The sequence below is a fragment of the Myroides sp. LJL119 genome, from assembly GCF_054871605.1.
In genome coordinates, this window is the sequence record NZ_JBTXLO010000010.1 from 117,094 (window position 1) to 129,925 (window position 12,832).

Below are 12,832 nucleotides of genomic sequence, written 5' to 3' on the forward strand. Positions count from 1 at the left end.
AAAAAATTAATTTTAATATGCTTTTGCAAATAAGACTCTTCCAGTTGAAGGTTTTCCTGTTAAAACACACACTCCTTGCTCTTGCTTCCTATCAATTGGGATACAACGTATTGTAGCTTTAGTAAGCTCCTTTATCTTTTCTTCTGTCTCGATAGTTCCATCCCAATGCGCCGAAACAAACCCTGTTTTATTTTCTAACACATCCTTAAATTCTTCAAAAGAATTTACTTCTGTGGTATGAGCCTCACGATAAGCAAAAGCCTTAGTGTAAAGATTATTTTGAATCTCTTCTAATAAGTTTTGAATATGGTCTACCAAAACATCTTCTGCTATTATTTCTTTAGTTAAAGTATCTCTACGTGCAACTTCAAAAGTTCCATTTTCTAAATCTTTTGGCCCTATAGCTATACGTACTGGTACACCCTTCATCTCATATTCAGCAAACTTCCAACCTGGTTTAAATGATGTTCTATCATCAAATTTGAATGAAATATTTAGCTTTTTAAATCTATCGGTAATAACTTTCACTTTCGCTTTTATAGCTTCTAATTGTTCATCCGTTTTATGAATAGGTACAATTACAACTTGTATTGGTGCTAAATTCGGAGGTAATACTAATCCATTGTCATCTGAATGAGTCATAATCAGTGCACCCATTAATCGTGTACTAACTCCCCAAGAAGTAGCCCAAACGAAATCTTGTTTCCCTTCTTGATTGGTAAACTTAACATCAAAAGCTTTTGCAAAATTCTGTCCTAAAAAATGAGATGTTCCCGCCTGCAATGCTTTTCCATCTTGCATTAATGCTTCAATACAATAAGTCTCAATAGCTCCAGCAAATCTTTCATTTTCTGTCTTAAACCCTTTTACAACAGGTATTGCCATAAAGTTTTCGGCAAAGTCCGCATAAACCTCCAACATTTGTTCTGCTTCAGCAACAGCCTCTTGCTTTGTTGCATGAGCTGTATGTCCTTCTTGCCACAAAAATTCAGAAGTACGTAAAAATAATCTAGTTCGCATTTCCCAACGCACCACATTTGCCCACTGATTAACCAAAATAGGTAAATCTCTATACGATTCTATCCATTTTCTATAGGTATCCCATATAATTGTTTCTGACGTTGGTCGTACAATTAACTCCTCTTCTAGTCTAGCCTCTGGATCAACCTCAATGGTTTTACCATCCTCTGCTGTTTTTAACCTATAATGGGTAACAACAGCACACTCTTTTGCAAACCCATCCACGTGACTAGCTTCTTTACTAAAATAAGATTTGGGGATAAATAAGGGGAAATATGCATTTTGGTGTCCAGTTTCTTTAAACTTTTTATCAAGCTCTGCTTGCATTTTCTCCCATATGGCATAACCATAAGGTTTAATAACCATACATCCACGTACACCAGAGTTTTCAGCTAAATCAGCCTTAACTACAAGTTCGTTGTACCACTTGGAATAATCCTCACTTCTTTTAGTAATATTCTTGCTCATTTTTAATATATTAGCAGTTAAAATTGTTTAACTCTTAATTAACTATAATAATAGGACAAATCTAATTAAATTTGTTCTTACCAACAATTAAAAAAGCACGGAAATGAAAACAAATATAAAAAAATCAATAAAGTGGAGCAGGTATCTCATGATCCTATCCATATCTAGCTTTGCCATTTCATGTGGCTCCTATCATAATACTTCTTATTATGATGATGGTATTTATAGTAATAACACATATGATTTAGACAGAAATCAATCTAGTGAATTTTATCTAGAGTATTTCTCTGGACTAAATGATGAATTAGAATATTTTACAGATATTAACGCTTACCATTCCCCAACGACTGATACCTTGATTCAGCAACGACAGGTAGTAACCAATTCCTATGGCCCTTGGGGAAGTGAACCTAGTTCTATTAGCGTTAACATATATAATCAAGATTATGGATGGGGATACCCTTATTACGGATACGGATGGGGCTATCCTTATTATGGATACGGATGGGGATACCCTTATTATGGATATGGATGGGGATACCCTTATTACGGTTCAGGTTTTGGTTTTGGATTTAATTGGGGATTTGGCTATTGGGGAGGCTCAAACTGGGGTTACCCATATTATACACCAGGCTATTATAACAGACCTTATTACAGTCATGCCAGTGGTAGACCAATTGGTAATAGAACAACCTACAATAGTGCTTTAAACAACAGCTACACTAAATCTAATTATAATAGATCTAGAACACCTTACAACACAAGTAATAGCAGACAACCTAGTAGTAATTCACGAACTAGTTACAGTCGTACACCATACAGTAATTCAACAAGACCAACTAATACTAACTATTCTCCAAACACTGGTAATTCACGTACTAGTTATTCTAGACCTGTTAATACAAACTATTCTAGACCTAACAATACGAATTACTCAAGACCTAGCAATAATAGCTACTCTAGACCAAGTAGCCCAGCTTCTACTTCAAGAAGTACTTATAGTTCGGGATCAAGATCAGGTAGTACAAGTAGAAGTTCTCGTTAATAATTACAATGTAAATCGAAAATAAAAAATGAATAAATACTTAATAGCTTTGCTAAGTACTTGTAGTTTAATCACTACAATGCATGCTCAGGAAATGACTCCAAGTCAAGTAATGCGTTATAATCATTCGGATTTAAATGGTACAGCTCGTTTTAAAGCAATGGGTGGAGCATTTGGTGCTGTAGGTGCAGACCTTTCCTCGATTCGAATTAATCCTGCTGGTAGTGCAATTGCAAACTTTAACACTGCGGCATTTAGTTTATCGTATACAGATAAATCAAATAATTCACATTACTTAGATGGCAATAGCAAGGATAACTACAATGGAATTGACTTAGGACAACTAGGAGCTCTTTTTGTTTTTAAATCAAATGATCCCCAAGCATTCATGAGTAAATTTTCTATTGGTGTTAACTACGAAAATACACAAAACTACAGAAACAACATAAGTTTTGACGGCTTTGGTATAACGAACTCTTTGGGTGATTATTTTTTACAAGCTGCCAATAACAACCGCGTTCCAATTAGTGACATCTCCTCTTCAACAATTACCGAAGGTTATGGCAAAGCTGGATATTTAGGGGGGCTAGCAGCACAACAAGCATTTCTTGGTTATCAAAGTGGACTTATTTCACTAGTCGATGGTCAAAATAATCAATATCAAGCAAACTATGATCAAAGTCAGCAATATCGACAAGCTCGATTTGTTAGCAATGGAGGAAGTAGAGGCTATTTTAGTGTAAACTTTTCAGCAGAGCTGGCCAAAAAATTTTATGTCGGTGCAAATATTAACTTACACACCGTTGATTTTACGCAAAACAGTTCAGCTTTCCAAAATGCTTATTTAAATGATAGAAAAGAATTTATCCGCTTTGATAACTACCTATATACTTATGGAAATGGATTTTCTTTTAATTTAGGAGCTATAGGTAAAATCACAAACAACCTACGTGTAGGTTTAGCCTATGAATCCCCGACATGGTATTCGTTACATGATGAACTATCTCAAGGTATTACAACAGAATTATATAACCAAAAATCAAATGCGGTATACCCTAATTTTGTAAATATCTACGAACGTTATAAACTAAAAACACCTTCAAGTTATACAGCTAGTATTGCATATATTCTATTTAATCGTGCTTTAATTAGCCTTGACTATACATTAAAAGACTACAGCAATAACACTTTTAGCCCAAAGTCCGATTACCTTTATGAGCAAATGAACTATGAAATTGCAAATCAAATGAAAACTACCAATGAAATACGACTTGGTGGTGAATACAAAATTAAGCAACTTAGCCTAAGAGCAGGATATAGATACGAACAAAGTCCTTACAAACAGATAAAATACACAGGAGATCTTAACAGTTACTCCTTTGGATTAGGGTATGACTTTGGAGGATCAAAGTTAGATTTAGCATATTCACATGTTAGCCAAAATCACAAAATGAGTTTAGTAGATATGTCACTAAATAACTTGTACTCACAGGCAAACATCAAAACTAAAGAAAATTGGATAAATCTAACATATAGCATACTTTTTTAACCAATTATATCATTATTTAACAAAATAAGATAGATATAAAATCTCTTTTTTCGGAAACGAATAAAGAGATTTTTTTATATTACCTTTGCGGACTATACTTTTTTATATTAAATATAATAGCATGAAACATATTTACAAATTCATTTTCACAGTTTTACTACTAAGCTCTATTACTTCCATAGCGCAAGAGAGCATAACTACTCCTCTAAGATATACAGCCTCCAATAAAGGCAAGTTTTATATTTACTGGGGAGGTAATCGTGGGTATTTCACAAAATCAGACATCCATTTTAAAGGAGCTGATTATGATTTTACTCTTGAGAATGTAAAAGCACATGATAAGCCGAAAGGATGGCATATAGATTATCTTAACCCTGCAAGAATGACTATCCCACAAACCAACTTAAGAATTGGGTATTTTATTTCTGACAAATACAATATTTCCTTGGGAGTTGATCACATGAAATATGTTATGGGACAAAATCAAATTGTAAATATTAAAGGATATTACCCTGGTCAAGGAGACAACAATTATGGTGAAGCTGTTACTGGACATCCTGATCAAGTTCTTCTTACCGAAGATTTTTTACAGTTTGAACATACAGATGGCTTGAATTACATTAATGTCGAACTGAATCGTGTGGATGATATTTCGAAACTTTTCGGAATCTGGGATACTGATATTGTACAAATTAATTTTACAGAGGGAATTGGAACAGGTATTGTGTTTCCAAAAACCAATACTACCTTATTAAATAAAAAAAGATACGATGAGTTTCATGTTTCTGGTTTCGGTGTTTCAGCCAAAGCTGGTTTAAATGTTACTTTCTTAAAGCACTTCTTTGTTCAAGCTGAGTTAAAAGGAGGTTACATCAACATGTATGATGTACGTACAACTGCCAGCAAAGCTGATAAAGCCAAACATGATTTTTGGTTTGGAGAAACAATTATTGTATTTGGCGGTATTTTCAGATTATAAAATCCACCATTTTATACTGATTTGGTATCTATCCCCAAAAGGCTAATGCTTTTTGGGGATTTATTTTCCTACTAATTAGAAAACGTTTGAATAAGCAATCAAGTTCTTATAATTATATTAAACACTATGGTTTAAACATAAAAAGCCGTATTTTTGCATTCCAATTTTTTAAATCAATGAGAACCAAATCCTTAAAGAATAATAAAATTAACGTGGTGACTTTAGGTTGTTCTAAAAACGTATACGATAGTGAAGTTTTAATGGGACAGCTAAAAGCCAGTGGTAAAGAAGTAACACATGAGGCTCAAAATGATGAGGCTAATATTGTGGTTATCAACACTTGTGGTTTTATTAATAATGCTAAAGCAGAATCAGTAAATACTATTTTAGAATTTGTTGAAAAAAAAGAACAAGGTATTGTAGACAAGGTATTTGTAACTGGATGTTTATCAGAAAGATACAAACCGGACCTAGAAGCGGAAATCCCTAACGTTGACCAGTACTTTGGAACAACAGATTTACCTTTATTATTAAAAGCATTAGGTGCAGATTATAAGCATGAATTATTAGGAGAAAGATTAACTACCACACCAAAAAATTATGCTTATTTAAAAATAGCAGAAGGATGTGATAGACCATGTAGCTTTTGTGCTATTCCAATTATGCGTGGGAAACATGTTTCACAACCCATAGAAAAGTTAGTTACTGAAGCCCAAGGCTTAGCTAAAAATGGAGTTAAAGAGTTAATTCTAATAGCACAAGACTTAACTTATTATGGACTAGACCTATATAAAAAGCGTAATTTAGCTGAATTATTAGAAAACTTGGCAAAGATAGAAGGCATAGAATGGATTCGTTTACATTATGCATTTCCTACTGGTTTTCCTATGGACGTATTGGACTTAATGAAACGTGAGCCTAAGATTTGTAACTACATCGATATTCCTCTACAACATATCTCAGATAATATTTTGAAATCCATGAGACGTGGAACCACTCAGGAGAAAACAACAAAGCTTTTAAAAGAATTTAGGCAAGCAGTTCCTGGAATGGCCATTAGAACAACCCTTATTGTTGGATATCCTGGAGAAACTGAGCAAGACTTTCAGATTCTAAAAGATTGGGTAAAAGAAATGCGTTTTGAAAGATTAGGCTGCTTTGCATATTCTCATGAAGAAAACACACATGCTTATCAGTTACAGGATGATGTGCCTGATCAAGTAAAACAAGATAGAGCAAATGAAATTATGGAAATTCAAGCTCAAATATCATTTGAACTAAATCAAGAAAAAGTAAATCAAACGTATCGTTGCATAATAGATCGAAAAGAAGGAAACTACTTTGTAGGTAGAACCGAATTTGACAGCCCAGATGTGGACAATGAAGTATTAATTGATGCGACTAAACACTATCTAAAAGTTGGTGATTTTGCCAATATCTACATTGACGAAGCAACAGAATTTGATTTATACGGAACACCAGTAAAATAAAAAATTGAATCTTACAGACAAGCCCCAAAAATTATATAACTTTTTGGGGCTTGTCTATTTTGTCCGACTTTGCTATTTTACATGAGACTACAACTGCGCTCTAATGCCATTTTTATAGCATCGTTTCAAAGAAGTTAGTGAAGTTCTGTAAGAATAAAACCCATAAAATTATCAAAACAGTTCCAACAATTGCTCCAAAACTACCTCCCAAGATAAAATCTTTTTGTTTTAAAAGTCCTGTTCCGTATACAATAGCATTAGGTGGAGTAGAAACAGGAAGAAATAACCCACAAGAAGAACAAAGTCCAATAACAAGACCAACTGGTAAGAGTTGGCTCGACGGCAAAATAATAGCCGCAATGTTTATTATAATAGTTGCAGTTGCCGTACTACTCATGATATTTGAAAACAATACAGTTACCACTGCAAATATAATCATCATCCATACCACGTTAAACTCCATACCAACTAAAAATGTAGAATAGTATGGAGCAAGTAATTCCTTTATTGCAATTCCTAAAGATAAACCTCCCGCCACTAACATTAAAGTATCCCATGGAAGACGCCTTACATCTTCAGCGGATATAATACCAAACATAGGCAAAAACATAATAGGTACCATTGCGGCTCCAGCTGTAGGAATATGATATCTATGTCCAAACATCCACATTGCAACAGTAACCACAAGTATAACAATCACAATAAGACGCTGCAACACCATAGGCTTTGACAACTCTAAAGCTTCATTTACAAAGGAGACATCTAACCCTTTTACTTTTGATGTATACTTTTTCACTACCGCTAACCAAAAAAATAATAACAGTAATGTCGCCGGTATAAAACCTAAAATAAACCACTGATTAAATCCCACGTTAAATCCCTTATTATTTAAAACATTAACCACAATTAAATTTGGAGGGGAAGACACCATACTCATCATACCTGCAAAAGTTGCAGCCGCGGGGATACTAACCAAAATTGCTTTAGACATTAATGAATCTTTACCTTGTCTCTCCAAAAGTGGCATTACAGAGGCCAAAACCATAGCTGCAGTAGCCGTATTAGAAATAATCAAAGACAATACGGAAGTAACCACAATTATTCCTAAAACCAATGTATTAGGATTAGAGCCAAAAACAGAAATAGTTTTTTTAAAAAGCGATAAATCTAAATTGGTTTTACGCATCCCCTCTGACAAGAAAAAACCTCCTAAAAAAATCCAAATTACACTATCTGACCAAGTTGCTGAAATTTCTGCAGGAGAGATAGTGGCTCCTTGCATATTGCCCATTGTATAAACTAAAAAACCAATAATCATAATACCCACCGCAAAAGGGGGAATTGCCTCAGTGGCCCATAATAAAATGGAAAAAATTAATATAAATAAGGTGTAGGTCTGGGCCTCGGAAAAGGCCTCTGGTGCTAAAAAGTAAGTTCCGAAAAAAGCGATAAGCAAGGAGAAAAAGAAAATACCAACACGAGTTTTGATATTCCACATATTCCAAGAAGCTTCAACCAATAACTCACTATAAAACCTAATACCTGTACGTATCTTACGTATTTTTTCAAAATAATCAAATTCCATAAAAATATCTTTTACTACTAAATTTACAATTATTTTATCATATTATATAGTAACATGCTCTTTTATATCTGAGTTATAATAAACCTAAGAGTAAGGTATTACTTGCTTTGGTAGTTAAAATAGAAAAAACTAGACCGTATATTTTCCCATTTATAATAAATAACTCGTTATTTCCTGTGATATTGGTTTAGCAAATTTTATCTACCGTAAAAAGTACATTTCTTGCTTTACTTCTCTTTCTGACCAACTTTAATTTATTAAAGCAATGCCTTTAGCTTCTACTTGTCAAATATCCTTTTGAAGGATTATCTTAGTTTGCATCACGAAAGTCATTATTTTTTCATCTTGGTTAACTTAGGAAGTCCAAAAGTTAAATCTGCTACTAATTTGTCCTCTACTACTTATTATAAAAGCCCAGTATAGCATCCTGTTCCAAAATAGTATCCTAAATTATTGAACTACAAAAAAAGCTCCTAAAAAATCTTTAAGAGCTTTATAAATTTCTATTTATCTTTAAGATAATATAAATTCGATAAACGTTGGTCTTGTACGTAGTGGTTCTCTTTCTCATCTTCAACCCTATCGGTAAAAAGTATTCCATTTAAATGATCCATTTCATGCTGAATAATAACAGCCGTAAAGCCTTCTATTACTTCTTGATATTGTACTGATTGTAAGTCATAATACGTGATTTGAATTACCAAGCTACGAAACACATCTTTGTGCACATTTTCTATCGATAAACATCCTTCTTGATTAAGCTGGAAAATAGTAGAGCTCCAAACAATCTCAGGATTAATAAAAAATTCGTAAGGCTCATCTTTTTTATCAAAACGCTGCACTAGAAAAACCCTCTTTAAAAAACCAAGTTGAGGAGCTGCAATCCCCACACCTTTACGCTTTCCTAAACGAACCGTAACATAAAGTTTCTGAATTAAATCCTTTAGTAAAGGATCCGTAGGATCAACTACTTTACTAACTTGCTTCAAAATTTTTAACTGTTCTGGTGTATTTACCTGTAAAACAGGTAAAGGTTCTTTTAAATCTCCTGTACTAAGTAAAAGTTTTTCTTGGTTGCTAAATTCTGCGTAAATCATAAAGATTAATTAAGATATTATATTGCAAAGTAATAATTACTAACTTATAATAATGGTTTTATTGTTTTATAGCTCCTTTGTAGCGACTTGCTCTTGCTCTTGCTCTTGCTCTTGCTCTTGCTCTTGCTCTTGCTCTTGCACATCATCAAACTCATCTTGGTCATCGTATTTTGTAGATCCTCCTAAGACTTCACTTGGACGATATTTTCCAAGCTTAATGTCAAAATCTTCATAACTACCAGTAATACGCATAGGTATACCAACTAAGCCTAAAGGTGGCAAGCCTAAACGTAATCCTAAATTAATTTGGCCATCCAAACTTACTTGTCCCTCAAAACGAGGTCTAAAACCAGCCATTTTCAATTTAGTTCTATCTATAGTAATCACATTATCATTTATTGAAGAGAATACTTGTACCCCCGTAACCTTACCATTCTCTAATCCTTTAGAGTCCGTTTTATCTGCAATCGCCCCTAAAAGCTTAAATCCTTTAAACTTGATATCTTCCAAAATCAATACACCTTCTCCCTTAATAGATGGCAAAATAGGAAACATATCCTTATTTAATTTTCCATTTAAAGCATAATCTAAAGAAACTATTCCATAAGCATCCTTAGCCATAGAGACCATCTCTTTAAAAAGAGCAATTTCATGGTAGGCACGTTGAATATCAAAATTCTCTGCAAGTATATGATATTGAAAATCGGCACTCATTAACCCTGTTGGATGATAGTAACCATCCATATGAACATTTGTACCAATTAATTCAAAATCTGTATCTTCTAAATTTACTACTTGGTCTGAAATAGTCAAATTTCCACGAAAATCATTAAGTTTATAATCTAAATATTTAATTTCATCTATAGATGAAGTAAACGATAAGTTTATATTTTTTGGAACTTGAACAACACCCGATGTTAAATCACTTTTAGGAACTTCCGCTGGGTTTTGAGTAGTGTTTAATACTTGAGGATCTTTAACTATCATGAACTGATCTACATTTAAATATTTAGATGTCATATCAAAGCGCCCATTTAGAGTTTGCTGTTTGGTTAGGTAACCAATTACATTGGTTAAATAACCATTTAAATTAAAATTAGATTCCCCATAACTCCCAAGGAATGTATCAAATTTCATTCTTTCTTTAAAAAAGGTAAATACACCCTTGCTAATGGTTAAAGGCAATGGCAAGTACTCACTATTAATCACAATATTATCAACTTGTAATTTTCCAGCATTTTTCAGGGCATCAAAGTTACCAGCTTTTAAATCACTTTGTGATCCACTTAAAAACAGATTAGTAACTATTTTACCTTTAATATCTAATCCTTTAATCTTAAAAATATCATACAAATCACCAACGTTCAAGGTTCCATTTGACTTAATTTTATATCTTAAATCATCAAAATTACTTAAATCTGCAGATACGTGAAACCTCTCACCAGCCAAAGTGAAATCTATAGGTTGAATAGCTACCTTTAAATCCCTTAAAGAGCCTTGGGTACTTTGCATTACTGTATGTACTGAAATATCCTGAATTGGAAGATTTGGTAAATCAGTAAACTTTACTAACCCATTATCCAACTTTACTTCAGCATCAATAACAGGAAATTGCTTTAATCTAGGGCGAAAGTTACCCTTAGCTTTTGCAGAAACATTCATTAACCCGCTTAATTCAATCCTCTGAAGTGGAATAAACTTCTTTAAAGTCTCCAAATCTACCTTAGCACTGAATTGACCATCAATTGGTAAAGTAACGAAATCTCCTACCTTAAAACTACCTTGAACAAAATTATCCATTGCAATCAACTCCACATTGGACAAATCTATTGATGTATGCTTCCAATTATTGGTGGTATTTATTGCCTTAAGATCAACATTAATCTTTTTTAGCGCTTCGGGTAAACTAGCAAATTTAAAATAACCATCCTTTAAACTACCTCGCATATCAAACTTTGGCACACTAACTAATTTAGTCCATTGCTTAACAGTACCATCACGAAAACGACGATAAGCCTTTTGCGTGTGAAATAAACCATCCACTGTACCATCAAGATGTAAAAGCCCCTTCATACCAAAACCGGGTAATCCTACAGAATGACTAAATAAATTTAAATCCAAATCAGTACGAACATCCCCTTTTAGATAAAGACTATCCAGTCCACTGGTCTGTAACTGCAATTTAGACTCATGTCCCTTTAAGTCAAAAGAAAGATTCTTTAAATTAAACCGGTTTAACTGCATATCCAACTTTGGCATAGAAAAATCGAAATCCAAAGACAAGTTTTTTAAAGGAGTATCAACCTGTTTATTATGAATTACACCATCGTCAATTTTTAACTTTATATCCAAATCTGGACTTAAATCCTTAGCTATAATATACTTACCCGCTAACAAAAGTTCACCAGTTACTACACCTGAAATGGAGGTATTATCAAGCCATTGCTGATACTCAGGCGGAATTACAGATAACAATTCTTCTAAACTAGCTTGCTGGGTTTTAATATCAAACTCCATATCATATCCACCCTCCACAAAACCGAAATGCCCTTTAAAATCAACTGGCAAATTTTTTATCTTGATATTATTTCTCTCGAAACCAAAAGTCAGACTCCTTGTATCCACAAGTGTTTCCAAACGGGCTACAATAGGCTTTTCCTTAATATAATGTACCCCGTCAAAATTAAAATCAAAGGAATTAATACGGGCCATACTCTCCAGAGTAAATACCTGTTCACTCATATTACCACGCCCCAAATAATCAAATTGAGAAGCTACAAAACTAACCCCACTAGCTAAATCATTATAAATAATTTCCGCATTTTTTATTTGAAAACGATTAATTTTCAATCCTAGAGTGGCCTCTTTTTCTTGAACTTGATCTAAAGAATCACTAGGGTAAAAAATATTATAATTTGAATCACCCTTTTCATTCACATAGATATAGGCAATGGGACTGTCAATATATATTTTATCAAAGCTTAAATCTCCTTTGATCAAGCCAAAGAGACTTACGCCCAAACTAATAGACTCTGCTTCTAATAATTTATCATTTAACACCGAATCTAAAACAACACCCTGTACAGAAGGCTTATCCATAGAAGCTGTTAAAAATGGAAATTTCTTATAGAATGAAATATCCAAATTTTCATAATTCACTTCTCCTTTTACATTATCTTTTAAAATAATCCTTACTTGTTTATCTATTTGATCCGCATAAATTTTAGGGACAAAATACATCGCCAGTAGCATTAAAATCGTTACAAAACCTAATACTACTCCACTGTATTTTAAAACTATCTTCCCTTTATTGCTCATAATGTTTAATTGAAGTTTATTCACTGCACAAATTAACGTCTTTTTTATAACTAAAACCAAAAACCTTAAAAGAATAAAAAAGAATCTTTGCTAATAATTTAAGTTTAAGCCAAAAAAAAATCCCCAACATTTCTGTTGAGGATTCTTAAAAAAGAAGGGCGGTGTCATACTCTCCCACTGGTTAGCAGTACCATCTGCGCAAGCGGGCTTAACTTCTCTGTTCGAAATGGGAAGAGGTGAGCCCCGCTGCAATAACCACCCTAAATCGGTTGTCATCACTT

8 protein-coding genes and 1 rRNA gene are annotated in these 12,832 nt (G+C 33.4%); 4 read left to right on the plus strand and 5 right to left on the minus strand.

Annotation, left to right across the window (positions count from 1 at the left end):
• Positions 1–12: 12 nt before the first annotated feature.
• Positions 13–1,488 (minus strand): proline--tRNA ligase, encoded by a 1,476-nt coding sequence (proS, locus tag ACYSNV_RS11060; protein ID WP_461762614.1) that lies wholly within the window; start codon positions 1,486–1,488, stop codon positions 13–15.
• 148 nt (positions 1,489–1,636) lie between these two features.
• On the opposite strand from proS, the gene ACYSNV_RS11065 reads away from it, so the two are divergent.
• The 4 genes from ACYSNV_RS11065 (at position 1,637) to rimO (ending at position 6,551) form a co-directional block, all read left to right on the plus strand.
• Positions 1,637–2,533 (plus strand): hypothetical protein, encoded by an 897-nt coding sequence (locus ACYSNV_RS11065; RefSeq protein WP_461762615.1) that lies wholly within the window; start codon positions 1,637–1,639, stop codon positions 2,531–2,533.
• Positions 2,534–2,561: 28 nt separating this feature from the next.
• Positions 2,562–4,082, plus strand: coding sequence for an OmpP1/FadL family transporter (locus tag ACYSNV_RS11070; protein ID WP_461762616.1), 1,521 nt, complete (start codon positions 2,562–2,564; stop codon positions 4,080–4,082).
• Positions 4,083–4,203: 121 nt separating this feature from the next.
• A complete protein-coding gene (locus ACYSNV_RS11075) occupies positions 4,204–5,061 on the plus strand; it encodes a hypothetical protein (protein ID WP_461762617.1) in 858 nt (285 codons plus the stop codon).
• A gap of 176 nt (positions 5,062–5,237) precedes the next feature.
• Positions 5,238–6,551 carry a 30S ribosomal protein S12 methylthiotransferase RimO gene (rimO, locus tag ACYSNV_RS11080; protein ID WP_461762618.1) on the plus strand — a complete coding sequence of 438 codons (1,314 nt, stop codon included), beginning with the start codon at positions 5,238–5,240 and terminating at the stop codon, positions 6,549–6,551.
• Positions 6,552–6,663: 112 nt separating this feature from the next.
• On the opposite strand, the gene ACYSNV_RS11085 is transcribed toward rimO, so the two are convergent.
• The 4 genes from ACYSNV_RS11085 to rrf all read right to left on the minus strand — a co-directional run bounded on the left by ACYSNV_RS11085 (position 6,664) and on the right by rrf (position 12,814).
• Positions 6,664–8,136: an SLC13 family permease gene (locus ACYSNV_RS11085; protein ID WP_461762619.1), complete on the minus strand. Its 1,473-nt coding sequence runs from the start codon at positions 8,134–8,136 to the stop codon at positions 6,664–6,666.
• Positions 8,137–8,639: 503 nt separating this feature from the next.
• Positions 8,640–9,233 carry a peptide deformylase gene (gene def, locus ACYSNV_RS11090; protein WP_461762620.1) on the minus strand — a complete coding sequence of 198 codons (594 nt, stop codon included), beginning with the start codon at positions 9,231–9,233 and terminating at the stop codon, positions 8,640–8,642.
• Between the two features lie 66 nt (positions 9,234–9,299).
• A complete protein-coding gene (locus ACYSNV_RS11095; protein ID WP_461762621.1) occupies positions 9,300–12,551 on the minus strand; it encodes an AsmA-like C-terminal region-containing protein in 3,252 nt (1,083 codons plus the stop codon).
• 153 nt (positions 12,552–12,704) lie between these two features.
• Positions 12,705–12,814, minus strand: a 5S ribosomal RNA gene (gene rrf / locus ACYSNV_RS11100).
• Between the last annotated feature and the right edge of the window lie 18 nt (positions 12,815–12,832).

Excerpts from the sequence above, each read along its gene's own strand:
- proS (WP_461762614.1), bottom strand. The coding sequence starts at position 1,488 with ATGAGCAAGAATATTACTAAAAGAAGTGAGGATTATTCCAAGTGGTAC.
- ACYSNV_RS11065 (WP_461762615.1), top strand. The coding sequence starts at position 1,637 with ATGATCCTATCCATATCTAGCTTTGCCATTTCATGTGGCTCCTATCAT.
- ACYSNV_RS11070 (WP_461762616.1), top strand. The coding sequence starts at position 2,562 with ATGAATAAATACTTAATAGCTTTGCTAAGTACTTGTAGTTTAATCACT.
- ACYSNV_RS11075 (WP_461762617.1), top strand. The coding sequence starts at position 4,204 with ATGAAACATATTTACAAATTCATTTTCACAGTTTTACTACTAAGCTCT.
- rimO (WP_461762618.1), top strand. The coding sequence starts at position 5,238 with ATGAGAACCAAATCCTTAAAGAATAATAAAATTAACGTGGTGACTTTA.
- ACYSNV_RS11085 (WP_461762619.1), bottom strand. The coding sequence starts at position 8,136 with ATGGAATTTGATTATTTTGAAAAAATACGTAAGATACGTACAGGTATT.
- def (WP_461762620.1), bottom strand. The coding sequence starts at position 9,233 with ATGATTTACGCAGAATTTAGCAACCAAGAAAAACTTTTACTTAGTACA.
- ACYSNV_RS11095 (WP_461762621.1), bottom strand. The coding sequence starts at position 12,551 with ATGAGCAATAAAGGGAAGATAGTTTTAAAATACAGTGGAGTAGTATTA.